At 60.7% G+C, this 22,520-nt stretch carries 20 protein-coding genes; 5 read left to right on the top strand and 15 right to left on the bottom strand.

Going from position 1 to position 22,520, the window contains the following annotated elements; translation table 11 throughout:
• Positions 1-130: 130 nt before the first annotated feature.
• The 3 genes from PJK54_RS02900 to thiO all read right to left on the bottom strand — a co-directional run bounded on the left by PJK54_RS02900 (position 131) and on the right by thiO (position 3,444).
• Positions 131-1,594 (bottom strand): NAD(P)/FAD-dependent oxidoreductase, encoded by a 1,464-nt coding sequence (locus PJK54_RS02900; protein ID WP_084208080.1) that lies wholly within the window; start codon positions 1,592-1,594, stop codon positions 131-133.
• A 104-nt stretch (positions 1,595-1,698) separates the two neighbouring features.
• Entirely contained in the window at positions 1,699-2,085 is a 387-nt protein-coding gene (locus PJK54_RS02895; protein WP_077374898.1) for a nuclear transport factor 2 family protein, read from the bottom strand.
• A gap of 219 nt (positions 2,086-2,304) precedes the next feature.
• Positions 2,305-3,444, bottom strand: a complete 1,140-nt coding sequence (gene thiO / locus PJK54_RS02890; protein ID WP_271302208.1) for a glycine oxidase ThiO — start codon at positions 3,442-3,444, stop codon at positions 2,305-2,307.
• Between the two features lie 194 nt (positions 3,445-3,638).
• Here thiO and PJK54_RS02885 point away from each other — a divergent pair, with 194 nt between their 5' ends.
• Complete coding sequence (locus PJK54_RS02885; RefSeq protein WP_271302207.1) at positions 3,639-4,724, top strand: AAA family ATPase; 1,086 nt, start codon at positions 3,639-3,641, stop codon at positions 4,722-4,724.
• Positions 4,721-6,469 carry a cobaltochelatase CobT-related protein gene (locus PJK54_RS02880; protein WP_271302206.1) on the top strand — a complete coding sequence of 583 codons (1,749 nt, stop codon included), beginning with the start codon at positions 4,721-4,723 and terminating at the stop codon, positions 6,467-6,469. The genes PJK54_RS02885 and PJK54_RS02880 overlap by 4 nt, the downstream gene beginning before the upstream one ends.
• A gap of 35 nt (positions 6,470-6,504) precedes the next feature.
• Here the strand turns inward: PJK54_RS02880 and PJK54_RS02875 are convergent, their stop codons facing one another.
• From PJK54_RS02875 to xsc, 6 genes are all read right to left on the bottom strand, one after another.
• Positions 6,505-8,202: a DUF2326 domain-containing protein gene (locus PJK54_RS02875; RefSeq protein WP_271302205.1), complete on the bottom strand. Its 1,698-nt coding sequence runs from the start codon at positions 8,200-8,202 to the stop codon at positions 6,505-6,507.
• Positions 8,193-8,417 carry an ABC-three component system middle component 6 gene (locus PJK54_RS02870; RefSeq protein ID WP_271302204.1) on the bottom strand — a complete coding sequence of 75 codons (225 nt, stop codon included), beginning with the start codon at positions 8,415-8,417 and terminating at the stop codon, positions 8,193-8,195. Before PJK54_RS02870 ends, PJK54_RS02875 begins: the two co-directional genes overlap by 10 nt.
• On the bottom strand, positions 8,404-8,952 hold the full coding sequence (locus tag PJK54_RS02865; RefSeq protein ID WP_271302203.1) for a hypothetical protein: 549 nt from the start codon (positions 8,950-8,952) through the stop codon (positions 8,404-8,406). The genes PJK54_RS02870 and PJK54_RS02865 overlap by 14 nt, the downstream gene beginning before the upstream one ends.
• A 2-nt stretch (positions 8,953-8,954) precedes the next feature.
• Positions 8,955-9,209, bottom strand: a complete 255-nt coding sequence (locus tag PJK54_RS02860) for a hypothetical protein (protein ID WP_271302202.1) — start codon at positions 9,207-9,209, stop codon at positions 8,955-8,957.
• Between the two features lie 145 nt (positions 9,210-9,354).
• A complete protein-coding gene (gene pta, locus PJK54_RS02855; RefSeq protein WP_271302201.1) occupies positions 9,355-10,371 on the bottom strand; it encodes a phosphate acetyltransferase in 1,017 nt (338 codons plus the stop codon).
• A gap of 153 nt (positions 10,372-10,524) precedes the next feature.
• Entirely contained in the window at positions 10,525-12,345 is a 1,821-nt protein-coding gene (gene xsc, locus PJK54_RS02850; RefSeq protein ID WP_233593319.1) for a sulfoacetaldehyde acetyltransferase, read from the bottom strand.
• A gap of 253 nt (positions 12,346-12,598) precedes the next feature.
• Here xsc and PJK54_RS02845 point away from each other — a divergent pair, with 253 nt between their 5' ends.
• Entirely contained in the window at positions 12,599-13,450 is an 852-nt protein-coding gene (locus PJK54_RS02845; RefSeq protein WP_271302200.1) for an IclR family transcriptional regulator, read from the top strand.
• 155 nt (positions 13,451-13,605) lie between these two features.
• Positions 13,606-14,490: a DMT family transporter gene (locus PJK54_RS02840; protein ID WP_271302199.1), complete on the top strand. Its 885-nt coding sequence runs from the start codon at positions 13,606-13,608 to the stop codon at positions 14,488-14,490.
• A 167-nt stretch (positions 14,491-14,657) separates the two neighbouring features.
• On the opposite strand, the gene PJK54_RS02835 is transcribed toward PJK54_RS02840, so the two are convergent.
• The 5 genes from PJK54_RS02835 to PJK54_RS02815 all read right to left on the bottom strand — a co-directional run bounded on the left by PJK54_RS02835 (position 14,658) and on the right by PJK54_RS02815 (position 20,941).
• On the bottom strand, positions 14,658-16,523 hold the full coding sequence (locus tag PJK54_RS02835) for a dihydroxyacetone kinase subunit DhaK (protein WP_271302198.1): 1,866 nt from the start codon (positions 16,521-16,523) through the stop codon (positions 14,658-14,660).
• 270 nt (positions 16,524-16,793) lie between these two features.
• Entirely contained in the window at positions 16,794-17,981 is a 1,188-nt protein-coding gene (locus PJK54_RS02830) for a sensor domain-containing diguanylate cyclase (RefSeq protein WP_271302197.1), read from the bottom strand.
• Between the two features lie 249 nt (positions 17,982-18,230).
• On the bottom strand, positions 18,231-18,935 hold the full coding sequence (locus PJK54_RS02825) for a glutathione S-transferase (RefSeq protein ID WP_141392127.1): 705 nt from the start codon (positions 18,933-18,935) through the stop codon (positions 18,231-18,233).
• Positions 18,936-19,020: 85 nt separating this feature from the next.
• Positions 19,021-19,308 carry an HlyU family transcriptional regulator gene (locus PJK54_RS02820; protein ID WP_307722815.1) on the bottom strand — a complete coding sequence of 96 codons (288 nt, stop codon included), beginning with the start codon at positions 19,306-19,308 and terminating at the stop codon, positions 19,021-19,023.
• A 370-nt stretch (positions 19,309-19,678) separates the two neighbouring features.
• Complete coding sequence (locus tag PJK54_RS02815; RefSeq protein ID WP_255303132.1) at positions 19,679-20,941, bottom strand: argininosuccinate synthase; 1,263 nt, start codon at positions 20,939-20,941, stop codon at positions 19,679-19,681.
• Between the two features lie 302 nt (positions 20,942-21,243).
• Between PJK54_RS02815 and rnt the strand changes: the two genes are divergently transcribed.
• Entirely contained in the window at positions 21,244-21,939 is a 696-nt protein-coding gene (gene rnt, locus PJK54_RS02810; protein WP_077375652.1) for a ribonuclease T, read from the top strand.
• A 142-nt stretch (positions 21,940-22,081) separates the two neighbouring features.
• On the opposite strand, the gene grxD is transcribed toward rnt, so the two are convergent.
• Entirely contained in the window at positions 22,082-22,414 is a 333-nt protein-coding gene (gene grxD, locus PJK54_RS02805; protein WP_077374932.1) for a Grx4 family monothiol glutaredoxin, read from the bottom strand.
• Positions 22,415-22,520: the final 106 nt, after the last annotated feature.

Below are 22,520 nucleotides of genomic sequence, written 5' to 3'. Positions count from 1 at the left end.
GACAGGCACTAATGGCGAATTATTACCCTATAGCTAAAAAAGAAGCTCCCTGACTGGCCAACAAGACGTGGCAATCAGGGAGCCTCTTGTCCTTCAGGCAATCGTGCTTGCAGACCATGTCAATTGCAGGCTACTGCGCCTCGTCCTTCATCGCATACCAGCGATACAGGCAACGCTGGCCGGTACGGCGGAATGGCGCGAACAGCGGCGACTCCACCTTGTTGAGCACATTGGGATACGGCAGGCGAGACTGGAAGATCGGCAGCACCAGATCCGCCGCGTCCCTGGCGATCCACTGGGCGAGACGCTTGCCCGCCTGGGCGGAATACATCACGCCGTTGCCGCCATAGCCCATGGCGTAATAGACGCTCTGCTTGGGGTCCGGCTGATGGATGCGCGGCATCATGTCGTGACTGACATCCACCCAGCCCCACCAGGAGTAATCGACCTCGATGCCGGTCAGCGCCGGGAACTTGCGATGCATGTCGGCGATCAGCAGCTGCTCGTATTGCGCCTTGGGTGCATCGCGGCCTGATACGGCACTGCGACTGCCGATCTGCAGGCGGTTGTCCGGCAGCAGGCGGTAGTAATGGCGCAGCACGCGAGTGTCGGTGAGCACCTGGTGGGTATGAAAGCGTGTCGCCTCGATTTCCTGCGCCGTCAGCGGGCGCGTCACCAGCGAGTTGGAGAGCACCGGCATCAGGCGCTTGTCGAGCTCCGGATGCAGCTTGCCGGAGGTGTAACCGCCGGTGGCCATGCCCACCGAACGCGCCTTGACCACGCCACCCGGCGTTCTCAGATAGTGCACGCCATCGCGGGTCTCCCAGCTCTCCACCGGACTTGCCGGGTGTACCTTCACCCCCAGACGTCGCGCCTTGCGCAGATAGCCGAAGGCCAACTTGCCCGGGTGCACGCCGATGCCTTCCGGCTCGTGCATCGCGCCGCAGGCCTCTTCATCCCCGACCCACTCGTTGCGCACCGTGGCACCATCGATGATGCGGGCATCGTAGTGGAAGGTCTCGCGCAACAGGCGCGCCTCCTTCTCCAGCCCCGGCATCATGCGCTCGCGGTGGGCGATATACAGATGACCGCCCGGCTGCGGATCGCAGTCGATGTCCTTGATCAGCTCCTTGAAATTCTCCATGCCCTCGACGCACTCACGGTGCAGGCCATGGGCGGCCTCGAGACCGTAACGCTCGATCCACTGCGAACGTTTGAGGCGACCGGTGGCGCACTGCGCCTGGCCGCCATTGCGGGTCGAGCAGCCCCAGCTGACCCGATTGGCCTCCAGCACGGTGGCCTTGATGCCGTACTTCTCGGCCAGCACGATGGCGGCGGTGAGTCCGGTGAAGCCGGAGCCGACGATCACCACATCCGCGTCGATATCACCCATCACCGGGCCATCATCCTGCGGTGGCTCACCGGCGGTGGCGACCCAGTAGGTCGGCGCGTAGTCGCGCCCTTCGCCGGGGGTGGCGCTCACCAGCGGGTCATAGGCCGGGTCATACGGCTGAGAAGCCTGAGTGGCCGGGCGCTGCTCTGACTCGCTGCCCACCTCATCTGGCCGGGCGCCGTGCTGCACGATAGTTTCCATCTCGAACACCTCCTCTCACCCGCAGGGCGCGCACGCCATGACGTGCTGCCCAGGGGCAAAGACAGCTTCAGAAACCGCTTCCCTGATCGATGCGCCACTGGCGCTCAGACATTGACGGGCGGACGATTCTTGCGGAAGGCGTTCTTGATCGCGATCTTGCCGTCACGCAGCGTGAAGGCATCGATCATGCGTGCTTCGCTGCGCGCGCCATCGGCGGTGGTGCCGGTGTAGGTGCTGATGACGAAGCCACGCTCGCCATCGGCGAAGATTTCCGCGTCGATCCACTGGGCGTCCGGCGCGTTCTGCCAGGCAGCGGAGAGGCCCGCGCGCACTGCGTCCTGACCGGCGAAGGTCTTGCCTTCCAGCTCCGGCCCGGCAATGGCGAGGAATTCGCAGTCATCGGTCATCATCGACAGGCAGTCGTCGATGTCGTGACGGTTGAGGGCATCGCAGAAGGCACTCAGCAGTTCGATGGTGGCTTGGTGGGTCATGGGTCGGGCTCCGCAGTCTTGTTGTTGGGCTTGTGGTTCGAGCGTGTCGTTTGAGCAAGGGCATCAGCGATCGCTGCGCCATGCCCCGAGACTACGCCCCTGCCATCACTGCCCTTTAGCACCAGTTGGCCGCCAGCGATTGGGCCAGTTGGCAGCATTGCGGCGTGCCTGGTACCAACTGGACCCATCGTCCCCGCAAGCCCGCGCGAGACAGCGGGGTCAACTCGCCAGAGCGGTGGCGATCTCGACTCCCGGTGGCGTGAAGGCATGAGCCGACATGAAGCTCTCACGGCCCAGCAGGAGGTCACTGAGCAGACGGGTGGCGGCGGGCGCCAGCACCAGGCCATTGCGGTAGTGGCCCGCATTCACGTAGAGGCCGTGAAGGCCCGGTACCGCACCGATGAAGGGCGTGCCATCCGGCGTGCCCGGGCGCAGGCCCGCCCAGTGATGCTCCGGTTCAAGCTCGCCGAGTGCTGGCAGAATGCTCGCAGCGCTGGCATGCAGTGACTCGCGTGCCTCTAAGGTGGTGGACTTGTCGAAGTCCTGATGCTCCAGGGTCGAGCCGATCAGAATCCGCCCATCGGCGCGCGGAATCACGTAGCGCCCATCGCACAGCACCACCCGCGACAGCAGCGGATCTTCCACACGGCAAAGCCCCGCCGCCACCGGATTGAACACCATCATCTGGCCCTTCACCGGGCGCACCGGCAGCAGCACACCGGCGGCGGCGAGCAGCTTGCCACTCCAGGCGCCGCCACACACCACGACGTTATCTGCGCTGACGGTCTCATCAACCAGCCGGACGCCCGTGACACGCGACGGCGTGGCAAGCACCAGTTGCGTGACCTCGCACTCTTCACGCACCCGGATACGCACATGCGCCAGCAGACGCGCACGTAGCGCCTGACCGAGGCGCGGATTGCGGATGCTGCCCAGCGTCGGCATCCACAGCGCCTGCTGATGGCCCGCCGCCAGATGCGGCTCACGCGCGTAGAGCGCCTCCCGCCCGATCACCTCCAACGGCTTGTGCTGGGTGCGCGCCCAGTCCAGCGCCAGCGCCTCGTCCTCCACCCGCAGGTAGAGCAAGCCCTTCTGGCGGTATTCGGGGTCAATGCCGGTGGCCTCCTTGAGCGCCTCGGCAAGCCTGGGGTATTCGCCTTCTGACCAGCGTGACAGCGACGAGATGGCACTCGAGTAGCGCCACGGATACAGCGGCGAGACGATGCCGCCCCCGGCCCACGACGCCTCGCGCCCGCACTGGCCGCGCTCCAGCAGCGTGACCGTCTGGCCGGCCTCGGCCAGCTGCCACGCCATCATCATGCCCATCACGCCGCCACCAATGATCAGGGTATCGCTCATCTGCCTTGCTCCTGCGGGGGAATGAACAATCACAAATCTCATATTTCGATACGATTTGCATTATTTTTAGAAACAAAGCTATATTCAAGCCATTGCCGCTGCCCGGTTTCCTGCGTCTCCGCGACAGGTTTGCCGACCTCCCCGATACAGGTCTACCTGGCAGCCACCGACAAGAATGACGAGGGAGACACCCCGTGAGCGACGCCACCACGATGCATCATGCCAGCGCCGACCCGCGCAATGACCAGGCCAATGCCGAGCAGCCCCTGCCCGCCGGCCAGTTGCAGCCCACTGAGCTGCGCGGCGTGCGCGAGCTGTTCGGCATCGACAGTGATCTCAAGGTGCCGGTCTTTCTGGAGCGCGACGCCCACGTGCCGGAAATCGACACGGCCTATCGCTTCAATCCCGATGTCACCCTCGCCATCCTCGCCGGCTTCACCAACAACCGTCGCGTGATGGTTCAGGGCCTGCATGGCACCGGCAAATCGACCCATATCGAGCAGATCGCCGCGCGCCTCAACTGGCCGTGCCTGCGCGTCAATCTCGATGGCCATGTCAGCCGGCTGGATCTGGTCGGCAAGGACGCCATCGTGATTCGCGACGGCGTGCAGGTCACCGAATTTCAGGAAGGCATCGTGCCCTGGTCACTGACCCGCCCCATCGCGCTGATCTTCGATGAGTACGATGCCGGCCGCCCGGACGTGATGTTCGTCATCCAGCGCATTCTGGAGCGCGACGGCCACTTCACGCTGCTGGATCAGAACCGCGTGATTCGCCCGCACCCGCAGTTCCGGCTGTTCGCCACCGCCAATACCGTGGGGCTGGGCAATCAGGATGGGCTCTATCACGGCACCCAGCTACTCAACCATGCGCAGATCGACCGCTGGAACATCGTCGCCAAGCTGGATTACCTGCCGCGTGATGAGGAAGTGAAGATCGTGCTGGCCCGCGTGCCGGCCAAGGACAACGAGCGTGGCCAGGCGCTGATTCGCGCGATGGTCGCGGTGGCGGACCTCACCCGCAAGGGCTTCGCCAATGGCGATCTGTCGAGCCTGATGTCGCCGCGCACCGTGATCACCTGGGCGGAGAACTGCGAGATCTTCCGCAATCCAGCGCTGGCCTTCCGTCTCTCCTACCTCAACAAGTGCGATGAGCATGAGCGCCCGCTGGTCGCCGAGTTCTATCAGCGTTGTTTCGCCAGGGAGCTTGAGGAGTCCGCGGCGCTGATGGAGAGCGATCTGATGAGTGAACAGGACAGCGACAAGGGAGCCCGGGCATGAGTGCGGCCCAGCAGGTACGCCGTCGTCAGCAGTATCTCGAGGAGCTTGCGGCGGCAAGTCTCGGGGCACTCAGCGGTCAGGCCGGCTGGGCCTATCGGGGGCGGCGCCTGAGTCGGCATGCGCAGGCGCTGCCACTGCGCACGCCGCATCTGCGCCTTGAGGAGGATGACTGCACGCTCGACAACTATCGCGCGGTCAGCGATGCCATCGCGCTGCGCCTGCTCCACACCGACGAGGCGCTGCATCTGGCGGCGCGCCCGGCGCTGCCGGAAACCCGTCTGATCTATGACCTGCTGGAACAGCTGCGCGTCGAGGCGCTGGTCGATCCTGACATGCCCGGCGTGAAGGAAAATCTGGCGCGGCGCTTCACCGACTGGTGCCTGGCCTTCTATCACGCGGGCCTGACCGAGACGAGCAGCGGCATCCTGATCTACAGCGTCATCCAGTCGTGCTGGTCGCGCCTGATGGCCTGCGCGGTGATCCACGAGACGGAGGATTACATCGAGACGACGCGCGCCTCCTTCTATCAGGCGCTGGGCGCTGACATGGCGGGGCTGAGACGCACGCGTTTCGATCAGGCGGCCTATCAGCAGCACGCGCTGAACATCAGCCTGTGGCTGGAGCAGGAACTGGCCGAGTCGCTGGAGGAGCAGGACGGCGAGGAAGATGACGACTCCGATGCCAGCCAGCGCTTCGCGCTGTTTCTGGAAAACGAGGATGAAGAAGCGAGTCTGCTCGAGGAGCAGGCGGCATCGCCGCTGCCGAGTCATCGGCGTGGCGCGCCGGAGGAATTGCTGCCCTATCAGGTGTTCACCACGGCCTATGACCGCGAGCTGGAACCGGCCAGGCGCATGCGCGCCGCGCTGCTTGATGAGTATCGTCAGGCGCTGGATACGCGTCTGGCGGAGCAGAAGATCAACGTGCGACGACTGGCACGTCAGCTGGCGCGCCATTTCAGCTCGCCGCAGCGGGAGGGGTGGCACTTCGGGGAGGAGGAAGGAATCATCGATGGGCGGCGGCTGAGTCAGGTGATTTCCTCGCCGGACGAGCGGCGGGTCTTCCAGCGCGAGCGTTGGGTGCCCGAAGCCAGTGCGCAGGTCAGCTTCCTGATCGATTGCTCCGGTTCGATGAAGGTGCATGGCGAGGCGGTGGCGATGCTGATCGAGATACTCACCCGCGCGCTGGACATGGCCGGTGTGCCCACCGAGGTACTCGGCTTCACCACTGGCGCCTGGAATGGTGGCCGCGCCCTGAAGGACTGGCGACGCGCCGGCAAGCCCGCGCGTCCGGGCCGCCTGAATGAAGTGCAGTATCTGGTCTTCAAGCCCACCTCACTGGCGTGGCGCCGTGCGCGCCGCAACTTCGGCGCCCTGCTCAAGGCCGATCTCTACCGCGAAGGCGTGGATGGCGAAGCCGTGCAATGGGCCTGCTCACGTCTCGCGGAAAACGCTCCTGCCGGCGAAGGCGCGCGCCGTCTACTGGTCGTCATCTCCGATGGCAGCCCCTGTGACAGCGCCACCAACATGGCCAATGACGAGCAATACCTCGACAGCCACCTCAAGCAGGTGGTCGCGCAACAGACCCGCTCCGGCCGCCAGGCCATCCTCGGCCTCGGCGTCGGGCTGGACCTCAGCGCCTACTACCCTAACCAGCTGATCATCGACCTCGAACGCACCCTCGACAACGCCCTCGCCGATGAAATCGTGTATCACATGGCGCAGGCGTGTCGGCATCAGGGGAAGTAATATATACAGGAATCACTGAACCCCCTTTGACTTATTTATATCTTAAAGAACTTATCATTCTCTGACAGTTCTAAAATTGTAGATTCCTCTAAGTATCCAGAAAACTTTTGACCTGCTATTTTATCCCTCATCAAAGCAATAATATATTGACCATCTAGCTTATCCGCTGTTTTAAAAATATCATGCACTTGATTAACATCAACGTCTTCAATACTGTCATGCACGACGAATGTAGGTCTTTTTAACCCTAGCTCCTTAACTAACTTTATATAAGCCATGTCAAAAGCACTAAGCTCGCCTTTCTTTTTTCCCCCTGTAGAGTTCGGTGTTACACTAACAACTTCAAAACTACATCTCTCTTTCTCAGAGTCAAAATTTAAATCAAAGATGTATCTTTCATCATAAAAACACTTGCTTAGCTCGCCAAAAAGCCTATTAAAGTGGCTAACATTGCTATTTAGACTATCTGTGTTACTTTGTATCCTGTCTACAACTTTTTGCTTTTGCTCCTCTAGTTTAGCAAGTGATGCTTTAACTTCTTCTATTCTACTTAGCAATGTATTAGCCCTTGCTATTTCCTCTTTAATATTTGAAAGTTTCTGATATAGCGCAGCTATAGACTTCAATACTGAAGGCTCTTTTATATGCTGAAGTAATTCCGATTCATGTTTCTGCAAGCTTGATATCTCTTCCCGCAAATTTCCTTCTTCTTCTAGACACTCTGTTATACCAGCATTAATATAAGAAATCTTATTATTTATGACCTTATTATGGAAAATCATAAGATCTTCCATTGATCGTAATAGCTCTCCACTTATAGACACTTTAGCATCTAGATATATTTCTTGTAGGTACTTTCCGTTAATACTTGTTGAGTTCTCCTTCAGACTTTCTATAGATTTATTCAAATACATTGACTTAGACTTTACTTTAGAATACCTTATAGTTAGGTCCGATATTTCACTTTGTATCTTAACTAATGATTTCACATTATCATCTTGAGTTCCAGTAAAGTCATAACTTTCGATTCTTTCGATGATCTCTTTCTCTTCTGTATGTAATGGAACTATCATTTTCCTCAACACACTTTCTTTATAAGGCTGCCGATACGCAGTCAACTGTTGACTGCTAGAGACTATATCTAGATTTAATTTTGCCTTTTTCTTTAATAGGTCCAGCTCTGAAAAACCGAAAAGAAAGAGATATAACTGGTCATAGACATCGTGTTTTGTTGTAGGAAATAAAAACCTTGTAGTATTTTGCATTTTATAGTTTGTGTTTCTAATAAACTTATTAGAAACAGTACGTACCGTAGGCTTCTCGGAGCTCAACCCAAACACTTGAGAAGCCACTATTCTTTCGTAATCTTTTTTATTAGCTTCTTCCGAATCAATATAATATTCAGATTTAGATGCGGTTAGAGTAAGCGTTCGCCCTATTGTATATTTATTTTCATCGTAACCAATAAACTTTAGCTCAACTAAGACTTTATTATTTTTTATAAAATCTACTACTTGAGGTATAGGATTGTTATGCTCGCTCTCAGTATATATTTCTTTGCCATTAGATAAAAACATATAGTCCAGCAAGCGAGATAATGTAGACTTGCCTACACTATTACCTGATGATTGGTCAGGATTAGCAGAGTTGACTATAATATTGAGACCTCTTTTAAAAGAAATCTCACGAAGAATGTTATTATTTTTAAAAACAGTAAGGCTGATTAAAAACATACAAGTCTCTCATCATCATTTAAGTCAACAGCGCCAATAGCATACAGCCAGTCCAATGTGTAAACATATACATCATATGAAATTCCATGACTATACTTTAACACATTGTAGAGCTCACCCAGCTCTACTTCGCCTGCATTATCTGCTAAATGCGTTAGTATATGGGCACCTAAACTTACTGGATTGACTTCTGGGTCTGAATCAATTGTGATCATGAGGGTTTTCCATGACAATACACTCAACTATACTATATCCAACAATTAGATTCACACCAAAGACAATGTCTTCTTCAAAATATCCATCCTGTAAATCTGAAGAATTCTTAACAAAAACCATTGTAGCGTGGGCCACATCCTCGACTATATTGTCCGAGTTTTCTCTTAACTTATTCAGATCAAATGGATTGATTTCAATAGAGTATTTACACAAAGAATCCGTATAGAAATCTTTCATCTGTCTTTTTAGCTTTCTATCACCATTCATAATGTTCCTATTAAGTTCCTTTATTGAGTCATCAACTAATAATGACTCTCCTCTATAATCTATGAGATATCTTTTGGAACGTTTAAGATCATTAAGCTTTATTTTCACTTCTATGTCGGCTGGCTCACGCCTCAGATCATCCGCAGTAGCACTATTTGTCGCAATGATCTCGATAAGCTTTCCAATCACTGTAGGTCTACGTATAGAAGACTCATTTCTAATTGTAATTGGAGCTTTATTATCGGTAAAAGTTATATCACCTGACATAACTAGCCTCTATTATCAATACTAACGGGCCCGGAGTTGTCTTGAAAGAATTGTGACTTATCTCCTTGCACCAAATTATTATATTTCAATACAACTTCACTTACTTCATTTTTAAGAGTAATGTTTTCTTTAACAACACGTTTTTTACTCAAATATTGACAAACAGCAATGATAGACGACACAACTGATAAAACAGTTACTCCAATATTTACCAAAGGAAGCCTTATAAATCCATATATAGCGTCCACTATATCCATTCACTCACCCTCTAGCTTTATAAAGAACAGTAATCGCAAATTTACAATCGATCATGTAGCAGTATAGCATTAAGCCACTAAAAAAAGGTGAGATAAAATCTCACCCTTCTTTAACAAGTATATCTTTTACTAATTGATATGTCAGCTACGTACTTCTATATTGCTGCGCCTGAACAACAGTCACCGCAATGACATTGAGAATGTCGGCGGTGGAGCAGCCGCGCGAGAGGTCGTTGGCGGGTTTGGCGAGGCCCTGTAGCAGCGGGCCGATGGCTTCGGCGCCGCCGATGCGTTCGGCGAGCTTGTAGCCGATATTGCCAGCTTCCAGATTGGGGAATACCAGCACGTTGGAGGTGCCCTTGACGCGGGAGGTAGGCAGCTTGCGCTCGGCGATTTCCGCCACGATGGCGGCGTCGAGCTGCACGTCTTCATCGATGGCGATCTCCGGGCGTTGCGCCCGCACGAGATGCGCGGCCTGCACTACCTTGTCCACCGAGGCGTGATGCGCGCTGCCATTGGTGGAGAACGACAGCATCGCCACCCGTGGGTCTTCCCCGAGCAGAGCCTGGGCGCTATCGGCGGCGGCCAGCGCGATCTGCGAAAGCTCTTCCGCGTCGGGGTCGATCACCAGCCCGCAGTCCGAGAAGATCATGCCGCCCTTCAGGTTGTGGAACGGCTTGCACAGCATCATCAGAAAGAAGCTGGAGACCAGCTTGCTGCCCGGCGCCAGGCCCAGTAACTGGATGGCGCTGCGCACCACATCGGCGGTGGTATTCACCGCCCCCGCCACCGAGCCATCCGCCAACCCTTCGCGCACCAGCATGTTGGCGAACGTCAGCGGATCACGAATCTTCTCGGCGGCCTGCTCCGCCGTCATGCCCTTGGCCGCGCGATGGGCGTGCAGCGTCTCGGCAAGCCTGGCGGTGTGCTCGGAGGTGGCGGGGTCGATCAGCTCACAGCTTCCCAGCGAGCCATCCTCGAGCCCGGCTTCTCTGGCAGTGGCGGCGATGACGGTCGGGTCGCCCACCAGCATCACCTGCGCCAGGCCCTGCTCCGCCGCGCTCACCGCCGCCTGCACCACCCGCATGTCCTGCCCTTCGCAGAGCACGATACGACGCGGGTCTGCCTTGGCCCGCGCCAGAATGTTGTTGAGTGCCTTCATGTCTGTCTCCTCGCTGCCCCTGCAGGCAGCCGACACATCCAAAAAGCCCCGGACATCAGAAATGGCCGGGGCAAGGGAGAGGTTCCGTCTAGCTTGCGTGTTGCGCCATGTTCGCTTGCGCGCCTGTCCACTCAGGCGCGCAAGGGCCGGGCGTTACACGTAATCCTGATACTTCTCGAGCAGACGCACCGGCTTCTTGAGGGCGTCGCGGCGGAACGGGTCGCCCAGTTCGCGGGTACACATCACCTCGATGACGCAGGTCTTGCCTTCGTTCATCTGCATGTCGATGGCCTTCTTGAGCGCCGGGCCCACGTCTTCCAGACGGTCGACGGTGATGCCTTCGGCCCCCATGGAGCGCGCGATCTCGGCGAAGCTCTGGTTGTCCAGCTCACCGGCGACGAAGCGACGGTTGTAGAACTCGACCTGGTTCTTCTTCTCGGCGCCCCACTGGCGGTTGTGGAAGACGACGGCGGTGACCGGAATGTCGTGACGCACGGCGGTCATGATTTCCATCAGGCTCATGCCCCAGGCGCCGTCACCGGCGTAGGCGATGGCCGGACGTTCCGGCGCGGCGGTCTTGGCGCCCATGATGGTCGGCAGAGCGTAGCCGCAGTTGCCAAAGCTCATCGGGGCGAAGAAGCTGCGCGGCTTGTCGAAGCGCAGGTAGCTGTGGGCCACGGAATTGATGTTGCCGATGTCGGTGGAGACCATGACATCTTCCGGCATCGCCTTTTCCAGCTCGCGCAGAACCTGACGCGGGTGCAGGTATTCGCCGCCGGAGAACGGCTTCTCGTCCTTGGCCTCGTCGATGGCGTCGAGGCTGAAGGCGTCCTTCTCGTGGGTCCACTCGTCAAGCTCGGCTTCCCAGGCGGCCTTCTCTTCGCGGATGGTGCTGAGGCGCGAATCCTTGGTGGCATCGCACTCGAGATTGCGACCGGACAGGCGCTCGGTCAGGGCGATGGCCGCTTCACGCGCGTCACCGCAGATGCCGACGGAGATCTTCTTCACCAAGCCCAGCATCTTGTGGTCGGCATCGATCTGGATGATCTTCGCGTCCTTCGGCCAGTAGTCCATGCCGTGCTGCGGCAGGGTACCGAACGGCCCGAGACGCGTGCCCAGCGCGATGACGACATCGGCCTGGGAGATCAGCTTCATGCCCGCCTTGGAGCCCTGATAGCCGAGCGGACCACACCACAGCGGGTGGCTGGCCGGGAAGGAATCGTTGTGCTGGTAGCTGTTGACCACCGGCGCGCCGAGACGCTCTGCCAGTGCCTTGCACTCCTCGACGCCATCCGCCATCACCACACCACCACCGGAGACGATGACCGGGAACCTGGCGCTGGCCAGCAGCTCGGCTGCCTCATCCAGACTCTTGCTGCCACCCGGGCCACGGTCCACGCGTGCCGGCTTGGGAATCTCGCACTCGATCTCGCCGTAGAAGTAGTCACGCGGAATGTTGAGCTGGGTCGGGCCCATCTCGGACATGGCACGATCAAAGCAGCGGCCGGTGTATTCCGCCATGCGCGACGGGTGGGTGACGTGGCCCTGGTACTTGGTGAATTCCTGGAACATCGGCAGCTGCTTGCATTCCTGGAAGCCGCCCAGGCCGATGCCGGTGGTGCCGGCTTCCGGGGTGACGATGACCACCGGGCTGTGCGCCCAGTAAGCGGCCGCGATGCCGGTGACGCAGTTGGAGATGCCCGGGCCGTTCTGGCCGATGACCATGCCATGACGACCGGAGACACGCGCATAGCCGTCGGCCATGTGAGCGGCGCCCTGCTCATGCACCACCGGGATCAGACGGATGCCGGCCGGCGCGAAGATGTCCATCGCATCCATGAAGGCGGAACCCATGATGCCGAACATGTCGGTGACGCCATTGGCGACCATGGTTTCCACGAAAGCCTCGGAGGGCGTCATCTTCTGCTTGCCCTGCACGACCTTGCGGTTGTCTGCGCTGTCTTGAGTGCTCATGGCGTCTCCAACTATCAATTTTATGTTTATTGGTACATTTAGTTCCGATTACCGAAACATGTGACCAAAATTAGCCCTCACCATGGCGCTCGTCAAGCTAGATTTCATAAAATGATAGAAAACGCGTCTTTTTTAGAAACTTCTTCCGTCCTATGGAGTACTGTTAAAGTAGGCACAGCAACGCAAGGCACTGACGGGCCGAGCGTTTCGGCGCCATACTGCCCAGCGCACGGATTGAAGGAGGGAACAGCCCATGAACAGTGCCACCCAGCCCCAGGCAAGCCTGCCGCGTGCCAGCAAGGACGCTGACAGGGACACCGGCAAGGAAGGCAGCAAGATAGAAGGCGATACGCCCGCCCAGCGTCTGCTGGCGCTGCTGGAAGTGATCGCCGCCAAGGATCAGTTCTTCACGCTGCAAGGACTGGTGGAAGAGACCGGCCTGCCCAAGCCGACGCTGCATCGCATGCTCCAGCAGCTGGAAGGCAGCGGCATGCTGCAGCGCGAGGCGGACAACCGCCATTACAGCAAGGGCAGTCGGCTGCGCCGTCTGGCGGAAAATCTGCTGCTCAACGATACCGTGCAGGGCGCGCGCCACGGCGTGCTCAGCCGGCTGATGGAAGAGGTGGGGGAAAGCTGCAACATCACCGCGCTGTCGGGCAGCGAGGTGCTGTATCTGGATCGCGTCGAGACCCAGGCGCCGCTGCGCTTCTATCTGCATCCCGGTTCCCGGGTGCCGGTGCATTGCTCTGCCAGCGGCAAGCTGTTTCTGGCCCAGATGCCGCCCGGCCAGCGCCGCCGCCTGCTCAAGGGCACACCGCTGAACGCGATGACACGCAATACCCTGACCGACATCGACTCCGTCGAGGCCGAGATCGAGCAGGTCCGCCGGCAAGGCTATGCACTGGATGATGAGGAATTCCTGCCCGGGCTGGTGTGCATCGCGGTGCTGGCACCCAACCCGGACGGGCCGTCCAACATCGGCGTGGCGATCCAGGCGCCGGTGATGCGTCAGTCGCGCGAGGACATGCTCAAGCATCTGCCGGCACTCGAGCGCGCCGCCCGGGACATCGCCGCCATCCAGCGTGGGGCGATTCCGTCCTCCTGAGGCCAGCGGACTGGGTTGGACTGGGCTGGGCTGGGCTGGGCTGGGCTGAAGCTCGGCAGAAGCTGGACAGCGACAGACACAAGGTCGTGCTTCCCGTGATGCGCGTGAGGGGCTAGCCTAGCGGACTGCCTTCCACACGCCACGTCGAGAACACCATGTCCGCCAGCGATGCCTTGCGTCTTGTCCTGCTGTCCACCCTGTGGGGCATGTCTTTCATCTTCATGCGCGTGGCCGCGCCGGAATTCGGCCCGACCACATTGATTCTGCTGCGCATGGGCATCGGCGCGCTGGTGCTGGCCCCGCTGCTGCTGGGCGCGGGCCGCCTGAAGATGCTGTGGGAACACAAGGGCTCGCTTGCGGTGCTGGGCCTGACCAGTCAGGCACTGCCCTTCTGCCTGCTGGCGCTGGCCACCACCCAGCTGGAGGCCGGCTTCACCTCGCTGATCAACGCCACCACGCCGCTGTTCACCGCGCTGCTGGGCATGGCGCTGTTCGCCACGCCGATCCAGAAGCAACAGTATCTGGGACTGGCCGTGGCCTTCAGCGGGGTCTATGTGCTGTCGAGTGACCGCCTCGATTTCCAGCTCGGCGGCGATGGCTGGTTCATCCTCGCCGCCCTGGGGGCGACCTTCTGCTACGGCTTCGCCTCCAATTTCTCGCGCCAGCGTCTGAGTCACCTGCCCTCACCGGTGCTGGCCGCGGGCAGCTCGCTGATGTCGTCCCTGCTGTTGCTGATTCCGGGCCTGTGGATGTGGCCGACAACCAGCGTCAGCCTGGAGGCCTGGGGCAGCGCCATCGCGCTGGCGGTACTCAGCACCAGCCTCGCCTTCCTGATCTTCTTCCGCCTGCTGGCCAGCGCCGGCGCCACCGCGACCACTTCCGTCACCTTCCTGGTACCGGTCAGCGCCTTGCTGTGGGGCAACATGCTGCTCGATGAGGTGATCGATGCGCGCATCCTCACCGGCATGGGCATCACCCTGCTGGGCACCGCCATCGCCACGCGTCTGATTCGCCTGCCGACTCGCCAGAAAGTCGCCTGACGGCTGCCGCGCAATGCCAGAAGGCCCGCCCCTGAACGTGAGGTTCATGGGCGGGCCTTCTGGTTTATAGGGCTTCTGGTTTATAGGGCTTTTGGTCTATGGGGCTTTGGCTTCATGAGCGTTGTGGGTCTGGGGAGCTCAGACGCGGGTCATTCGGGTCAATCGAATCAGCCCGCCGCTTCCTCGGCGGCGTCCGCCAGCGCTTCGAAGACACGCGCCACGGCTTCCGCGCCCGGGTCGTTGTGGCCGACCAGATGGGCGGCGGGCACATAGGCGGAGCGTCCGGCCCGTGCCTTGGCCATCTCCGCGGTGGCATCCGCCCCTTGGCGGGCGGCGCGTGCCATCGCGGCCCAGTCGATGCGCTCGCCCTGCACCGACGCCTGCAGTGCGTCCAACGCCGGCAACAGCGCATCCAGCAGGCTGCGGTCCCCGCGCACGGCGCCGCCGTAATGCTGCATCCGCCCCACACCGTGATCGAGCGCCTCATGCCAGCGCTGTCCCAACGAGGCAGGTGCACGGGCGTCTGCCTCGCTGGCTTGCGTCTTCCACCGCGTCGCCGCCGCGGTGAACAGGGTCGAGAGCAGCACGCCACTGGAACCGCCCATGCCGTAGGCCAGCTGCTTGCCGATGGAGGTCATCAGCTCGCCACTGTCACCACAGGCCAGCTCACAGTCCTCCAGCGCTTCCAGCACAGCACGGGCACCGCCGGCAAAGGTGGTGCCGGTATCCCCGTCCCCGCTGATGGCATCGAGACGATCGAGATCCACCTCACTGGCCAGCAGGACTTCCAGCACAGCACGCAGTCGCTGCTCGACCTGAGGGTCGCCCGGCAGCGCTACCCTCGCCCGGCCTTCCCGGGCAGCACGCGCCTGGCAATCGGCCTTGGCTCGGGCGCGCTCGGCAAGCGTGGAGGCGTCTTGAACAGCGCGCCCACCCTCCTGACGAGGCGTGAAATGCGCCAGCGGCACCACCCGCTGAACACCGGGCCAGGCACGCGGCGCACAGCGGGCATCCAGTGCCTCTTCCAGCAAGCCGTCCAGCGGCAACAGCGTCAGCGAGAAGCCGTGCATGTCCAGTGAGGTCATCAGCGGCTGGGGTCCCACCACGGCGTGAATGCCCAGCGCCTTGAGCGACGGATGCGCCAGCGCCTCGTCGAGCAGGACCGCGCGCTCCAATGCCGAGCAGCCACCCAGATCATTGATCATCAGCAGATGGCCGGTGGCGGGCAAGTCACCCCCGGCCTCCTTGCGCGAGTGCCCCTGTATCAGCGCCGCCACTACCTGATCCATCAGGGCATGCACGTCGCAGTCTCCGGCGTGGCTGGCGAACTCCAGCGTGGTGGCGCCCGGCTCGCCATGAATGCCGAGTCCCAGCTCCGGCGCGCGTGGCTCACGCGGCTTGCCGGGATGACGCCCGACATCGAGTGCCATGCCCAGGGTCGAGCAGCTGTCCGCCACCCGGCGCGCCACGGCGGTGACCTCCTCGAGATCCGCGCCGCCTGCCGCCAGTGCCCCGGCGATCTTGTGGACCAGCAAGGTGCCAGCCAGCCCGCGCGGCTGCGGGTTGTCAGGCAGCGCCACATCATCGGCGACGATGACCATCTCGACCTTGAGTCCTTCCTGACGTGCCCGTTCGGCCGCCAGACCGAAATTGAGGCGGTCTCCGGTGTAGTTCTTGACGATCAACAGGGTCCCCGCGTCACCGGTCACCTCTCTGAGCGCCGCGAGCACCGCCTCCACCGTCGGTGAGGCGAACAGCTCGCCACATACCGCCGCGGTGAGCATGCCGGCCCCGACGAAGCCGGCATGCGCGGGCTCATGCCCGGAACCGCCGCCGGAAATCAGCGCGACCTGATCGCGCTGCCAGTCATCGCGCACCACCAGGCGCATGCCGCTGTCCGGCGCGGACAGACGCAGGCCGCTGCCATCGGGGTGCTGCAACTGGGCACTGCCGGAAAGCGCCGCGCCGATGATATCGCCCGACTGATGGAAGAACTGATTGACGCACTGTCGGCCTGTCTCGTTGTGACTCATCCTTCACTCCTTGAGGACCCTCGCCCTGCTGGTGACATGACGCCTGTCATCTCTCTGCCAGTGTCAGTCAACCATTGCCCATGCGGGATTGCCATCCGACATGACGATCAGTCCCGAGGCAGACAGAGACGACAGGGCGATACCGAGCTGACAGAAGCCCCGAGATGACAGAAGCTCCGAGATGACAGAAGTTCTGAGATATCAGAAGTTCTGAGAGGCAGTGATAGCACAAGCAGATGGCAATGCGGCGTCAGCCTGCCATCCGCGCTGTCACTCGTCGATGACCGGGCGGGTGGCGGGGTCACGCGCAGGCGTGAGGGGGATGGCGCTGTCTGCACGTGTCGCGGCGGAGGCCTGGGCCAGGGTGTCCAGCGGCGAGGCGACGGGGATCTCGGGAGGCAGACGCGGGGAGGTGCCGGCGGTGTGCCGCGCTCTGGAGGGAGAGTCCTGCAAAGCGCTGACGCGGGGCGCCTCGCCATGCCGCAAGGGGGCATGCAGATGGTAGCCGTGCTTGCCGCTGCGCTTGACGCGATACATCGCCTGATCGGCATATTCCAATGCGGCCGCGAAGTTGCCGGTGGCGTCTCGGCCGAAGCAGACCCCGATGCTCAGACCGATGCTGGCCTGTCCCGTGCTGATCTCGAGGGGCTGGCCGAAGCGTGCCAGCCAGCGCCGCACGATCATCTCGATACGCGCCGGTGTCATGCGCGGCAGCTGGAACAGGAACTCATCCCCACCGAAGCGCGCGGCCAGGTGGTGATGGACGCCCAGATGATGCAGCTCTTCATTGAGACCGTGGGCGAGCAATACCAGCACTTCATCGCCAGCACGATGGCCCAGCGCATCATTGACCTGCTTGAAGCCATCCACGTCGATGAACAACAGCGCACTGTCGTCCGCCAGCTGACGCTTGAACCAGCCATTGATGGCCTGGCGATTGGAAAGTCCCGTCAGTGCATCGGTGCTGGCCAGGGCATTGAGACGAGTCTCGTAATCCTTCTCGTGGCTGATGTCGGTATGGGTGCCCAGCAGGCGCAGCGCCTTGCCATTCGCGTCACGTTCGACGACTCGTCCCCTGTCCGCGACCCAGGTGATGCTGCCGTCTCGGGCCAGCATGCGATGCACCACCTGATAGACTTCGGTGCGCCCGGCGAGATGGTCCTCGAGATTGGCGAGCACCTCGTCGCGGTCTTCCGGGTGGAGGTGATCTCGCCAGACATCGAAATGAGCGTTCAACTCGCCGGGCTGATAACCCAGCATGCGCCCCCAGCGATAGTTGAAGATGGTGAGCTTGCCGGTGGGAACTTCCAGCTGCCAGAGACGCAGACCCGTGCCGTCGAGGGTCGACGACAACTTCTCCTCCAGACTCGCGACACGGCGCTCCAGACGTGCCTTGTCGCGCTCCATCTGCTGGATCGTGGCCTCAAGCGACTGCTCACGTAGACTCTTGCGTGTCATTCCCTCGTCCCCGGTTGACTCCCTGTCCCGCTACCCGTCACCCCCCCGGATAGCCTCGCGGGGGAATCACATTCCCGATCCCCCGCGTGATGGCCCAGGCGACATCCCGATGTCGCACCACCTCGGCCTTTGCTGCCTGCATGCCCTGTTCACACGCCCTGTTCACACGCCCGGTCCACACGCCCTGTTCACATGCCCTGTCTGCGCAGGGGGGGGCAGGGGCGACGTGTCGCCCCGGTCGCTCGGGGATCAGAGGGCCAGTTCGCCACCCTTGTCCACGGCGCGCTGGAAGGCGGCGCGCGCCCGGATGCGCGCCAGCCAGTCCTGAATGTTCGGATGATTCTTGAGCCCCTGACGCGTATCGAGCGCCTGGATCGGGAAGCTCATCTGGATATCGGCACCGGTCAGGGCGTCACCGGCAAGCCAGGGGCGACGTTCGAGACAGGTATCCATGTAGGTGAGGTGCGCCTTGATTTCCGGGCTGATGAACTTGTCATTGACTCCCTTGGCCAGTAGGCGGGCGATCGGACGGAACAACCACGGCACCGGTGGCTTGTCGAGACGCGAGAACACCAGCCTGAGCATCAGCGGCAACATGGCGGAGCCTTCGGCGAAGTGCAGCCAGAAACGGTAGTCGCGCTCGGCCTGAGTCCCGGGGGCTGGCCTGAGGTGGGCACTCTCCCCACTGCCCTGCGAGCCATAGACATCGATGAGGTATTCGATGATGGCGCCGGACTCCGCGACCACGACAGGCGCTCCCGTGTCACCGGACAGCGTGGTGTCGGTGATCACCGGCGCCTTGCCCAGCGGGTGGATGTCCTTGAGTGCCCGGGGCGCACGCATGCTCCCGGCGTCACGGGCATGGATTTCCAGGCGGTATTCCAGATTCAGCTCTTCCAACAGCCACAGAATGCGCTGCGAGCGTGAGTTTTCCAGATGGTGCACCGTGATCATGTCGTCTCCCTGAATCGTGCTTCCTGAACGCAGGCTTCGATGCCGAGTTCGACGAGGATACCCGCCGGGTACCCATCACGTCGGCTCAGCGTTCGAAGATCGTGTCGCCCAGATCATCGATGGTGCGTTTCGCCTTGAGCACGGTCAGCTCCACGGCGCCGTCTTCTCCCGGCACGGTGTCGGAGCGCTCGAAGCGATGCTCCAGCGTCTCGCCCCCTTCCAGTGGCTTGCGAATCACGCCGGAGACCCGGTACTGCCCTTCGTGCTTCTGTGGCATGGCGACGATGAGGTAACCATTGTATTCGACGGCCTCCGGTTCCTTGACCGGCGCAGGCTCGCCTGCGGAAAACAGTTTCTTGAGCATTCCCAGCATGTTGAAGGATCCTTCGGTGGCCGGCCTCTAGTGTCACCGGCATTCACCTGGAAAAAGTGAAAGAAATGAGAGTTTATGATGAGACCCTCAGCATGCCACGCCCCCGTGCCGGGGGAAATGCGACCTTCCCACCAGACACTAAGCCGCATGCCATCCGGGGCACGCGTACGGGCGTCGCGCTGGCCGCTTGCATGGCGCGGCTTGCATATCGCGACTTGCATGGCACGACTTGCATGGCACAGATGGCAGAACGCCGGCCCCGTCAGCAGTCCGGGGACTGCCACCAGGGCCGGCGTCTTGATGACCCGACAGACATCGTCATCGGGTCAGATGGGCAGGCGATCTCTCAGCATGCGCATCCGGTGATGCCTTACTCGATGCCACGTCCCTTGCTGGCCGCGATACGCAGGCGCAGGGAGTTCAGCTTGATGAAGCCGGCAGCGTCCTTCTGGTCGTAGGCGCCTGCATCGTCCTCGAAGGTCGCGATGGAGGCGTCGAACAGTGAATCCTCGGACTGACGACCCACGACGATGACGTTGCCCTTGTAGAGCTTGAGACGCACGACGCCGTTGACGACCTTCTGGGACTCATCGATGGCCGCCTGCAGCATGCGACGCTCCGGGCTCCACCAGTAGCCGTTGTACACCAGCTCAGCGTACTTGGGCATCATCTCGTCCTTCAGGTGAGCCGCTTCGCGGTCCAGGGTGATGGATTCGATGGCACGGTGAGCACGCATCATGATGGTGCCGCCCGGTGTTTCGTAGCAGCCACGGGACTTCATGCCGACATAACGGTTCTCGACGATGTCGAGACGGCCGATGCCGTTGGCGCCGCCGACCTTGTTCAGGTACTCGAGCACTTCGTGAGCGGCCATTTCCTTGCCATCGATGGCAGTGATGTCGCCCTTGGTGTAGGTCAGGTCGATGTAGGTCGCCTCGTTCGGCGCCTGCTCCGGGCTGACGCTCCAGCGCCACATCTCTTCTTCGCACTCGGTCCACGGGTCTTCCAGCACGCCACCTTCATAGGAGATGTGCAGAAGGTTCGCGTCCATGGAGTACGGAGACTTCTTCTTGTTCTTGGCGTAGTCGACTTCGATACCGTGCTGCTCGCAGTATTCCATCAACTTCTCGCGGGAGTTCAGGTCCCACTCACGCCACGGCGCGATGACCTGGATGCCCGGCTTCAGCGCGTAGGCGCCCAGCTCGAAACGCACCTGGTCGTTGCCCTTGCCGGTCGCACCGTGGGAGATGGCGTCAGCGCCGGTCTCGTTGGCGATCTCGACCAGGCGACGCGCGATCAGCGGACGTGCGATGGAGGTGCCCAGCAGGTACTCGCCTTCGTAGATGGCGTTGGCACGGAACATCGGGAAGACGTAATCGCGGACGAAGGTCTCGCGCAGATCCTCGATGTAGATCTCCTTCACGCCGAGGGCTTCCGCCTTGGCACGCGCCGGCTCGACTTCCTCGCCCTGACCGAGGTCAGCGGTGAAGGTCACGACTTCACAGTTGTAGGTTTCCTGCAGCCACTTGACGATGACTGAAGTGTCCAGGCCGCCGGAGTAGGCGAGAACGACCTTTTGCACGTCGGACATGCTTGACTCCTGAGTTGATGCTTGTAGTTCCCGCGATGCCACCGCCCGAGGACGGGGACGCAGGTGGGGATGGATCGTACGGTCGCGAGGAAGGCCTGCCCAGCAGGTGGCCGCCCGTTGCCACTCGAATCACGATGTGGGGCCGATTATAGCGAGGCTGGCACCTCACCGATACTGCTGACAGGCGCTGTCATGGGCAGAACGGGGCCTGGCGTCCCCCTGCCGGGGCCGCCCTGACGCCTGCGCCGCGACGTGTCCGTATCGCCCTGCTACAATTGCTCTCCTTGAGCGCCGGCGAGACGCACGGCGCAGCACGAGACGCAATGACGGGATTGGAGATCTTGATGACCCAGGCGAGCGAGCGCACGCTGATGGCACAACGCTTCCGTGGCTTCCTGCCAGTGGTGGTGGACCTCGAGACAGGTGGATTCAATGCCGCCGGAGATGCACTGCTCGAGATCGCTGCCGTCACGCTGACCATGGATGACGACGGCAACATGGTGCCGGATGCCACCTACGCCTTTCACGTGGCGCCCTTTGAAGGGGCCAATATCGAGCAGTCGGCACTGGACTTCACCGGGATCGATCTGGACAACCCGGTACGCAAGCAGGTGGCCGTGGCCGAGAATCAGGCACTGGGCGAAATCTTCAGCCCGATACGCAAGGCCATCAAGGCACACGGCTGCACGCGTGCGGTGCTGGTCGGTCACAACGCGGCCTTCGATCAGGGCTTCCTGAACGCGGCGGTGGAGCGTTGCGGTATCAAGCGCAATCCGTTCCACCCGTTCTCGTGCTTCGATACCGCCTCGCTTGCGGGTCTGGTCTACGGCCAGACGGTTCTGGCCCGCGCCTGCCGCGCCGCCGGCATCGAGTTCGACAACGCCTCCGCCCACTCGGCGCGCTATGACACCGAGCGCACCGCGGAGCTGTTCTGCGCGATGGTCAATCGCTTCAAGGACCTGGGCGGCTGGGATCTGGCGATGAAGGAACAGGGCATGAACGACGAGGTGCCTGCCTCGCTCGAGACGCCTGCCACCTGACAGCCAGGGGCTTGCCCGGCCCGGCCGCGCCAGACACTCCTGTGAAATCGCCACACGAAAACGCCCCCGCAGCCAGGCTGCGGGGGCGTTTTGTCTGACAGGCTCCGCTCAGATCAGAACATGTCTGACCCGGGAATACCGATCACTCGGCAGCCGCTTCCTGAGCGGCCTGCTTGATCATCGGCTCCAGCTCGCCGTTCTGGTACATCTCGACCACGATGTCGCAGCCGCCGACCAGCTCGCCGTTGATCCACAGCTGCGGGAAGGTCGGCCAGTTGGCGTACTTCGGCAGCTCCGCACGGATGTCCGGGTTGTCCAGGATGTTGACGAAGGCGAAACGCTCGCCGCACGCCATCACGGCCTGGACGGTCTGGGCGGAGAAACCGCACTGCGGCAGCTGCGGCGTGCCCTTCATGTACAGCAGGATGGGGTTCTCGCCAATCTGCTTCTCGATCGATTCGATGGTGGTGCTCATGTGCAATCCTCGGACGGTGGGCGCAAGGCCCGTGAGTGTCATTCCCTCATTCTACTGAGGGTGAGCCACGAATTCAGCCCCCGATATTGCCCCAGGGCGAGATTGG

Origin of the sequence: Cobetia sp. MMG027, assembly GCF_027947415.1 — a bacterium.
GTDB classification, from domain to species: Bacteria; Pseudomonadota; Gammaproteobacteria; order Pseudomonadales; family Halomonadaceae; genus Cobetia; species Cobetia marina.
Note: the sequence above shows the minus strand (reverse complement) of the source record. Positions and strands in the feature narration are given on the sequence as shown.

Excerpts from the sequence above, each read along its gene's own strand:
- grxD (WP_077374932.1), bottom strand. The coding sequence starts at position 22,414 with ATGAGCACCACCATCGAATCGATCGAGAAGCAGATTGGCGAGAACCCC.
- PJK54_RS02870 (WP_271302204.1), bottom strand. The coding sequence starts at position 8,417 with ATGATCACAATTGATTCAGACCCAGAAGTCAATCCAGTAAGTTTAGGT.
- PJK54_RS02880 (WP_271302206.1), top strand. The coding sequence starts at position 4,721 with ATGAGTGCGGCCCAGCAGGTACGCCGTCGTCAGCAGTATCTCGAGGAG.
- PJK54_RS02860 (WP_271302202.1), bottom strand. The coding sequence starts at position 9,209 with ATGGATATAGTGGACGCTATATATGGATTTATAAGGCTTCCTTTGGTA.
- pta (WP_271302201.1), bottom strand. The coding sequence starts at position 10,371 with ATGAAGGCACTCAACAACATTCTGGCGCGGGCCAAGGCAGACCCGCGT.
- PJK54_RS02895 (WP_077374898.1), bottom strand. The coding sequence starts at position 2,085 with ATGACCCACCAAGCCACCATCGAACTGCTGAGTGCCTTCTGCGATGCC.
- PJK54_RS02900 (WP_084208080.1), bottom strand. The coding sequence starts at position 1,594 with ATGGAAACTATCGTGCAGCACGGCGCCCGGCCAGATGAGGTGGGCAGC.
- xsc (WP_233593319.1), bottom strand. The coding sequence starts at position 12,345 with ATGAGCACTCAAGACAGCGCAGACAACCGCAAGGTCGTGCAGGGCAAG.
- PJK54_RS02840 (WP_271302199.1), top strand. The coding sequence starts at position 13,606 with ATGTCCGCCAGCGATGCCTTGCGTCTTGTCCTGCTGTCCACCCTGTGG.
- PJK54_RS02820 (WP_307722815.1), bottom strand. The coding sequence starts at position 19,308 with ATGCTGGGAATGCTCAAGAAACTGTTTTCCGCAGGCGAGCCTGCGCCG.
- thiO (WP_271302208.1), bottom strand. The coding sequence starts at position 3,444 with ATGAGCGATACCCTGATCATTGGTGGCGGCGTGATGGGCATGATGATG.
- PJK54_RS02830 (WP_271302197.1), bottom strand. The coding sequence starts at position 17,981 with ATGACACGCAAGAGTCTACGTGAGCAGTCGCTTGAGGCCACGATCCAG.
- PJK54_RS02825 (WP_141392127.1), bottom strand. The coding sequence starts at position 18,935 with ATGATCACGGTGCACCATCTGGAAAACTCACGCTCGCAGCGCATTCTG.
- rnt (WP_077375652.1), top strand. The coding sequence starts at position 21,244 with ATGACCCAGGCGAGCGAGCGCACGCTGATGGCACAACGCTTCCGTGGC.
- PJK54_RS02875 (WP_271302205.1), bottom strand. The coding sequence starts at position 8,202 with ATGTTTTTAATCAGCCTTACTGTTTTTAAAAATAATAACATTCTTCGT.
- PJK54_RS02865 (WP_271302203.1), bottom strand. The coding sequence starts at position 8,952 with ATGTCAGGTGATATAACTTTTACCGATAATAAAGCTCCAATTACAATT.
- PJK54_RS02835 (WP_271302198.1), bottom strand. The coding sequence starts at position 16,523 with ATGAGTCACAACGAGACAGGCCGACAGTGCGTCAATCAGTTCTTCCAT.
- PJK54_RS02845 (WP_271302200.1), top strand. The coding sequence starts at position 12,599 with ATGAACAGTGCCACCCAGCCCCAGGCAAGCCTGCCGCGTGCCAGCAAG.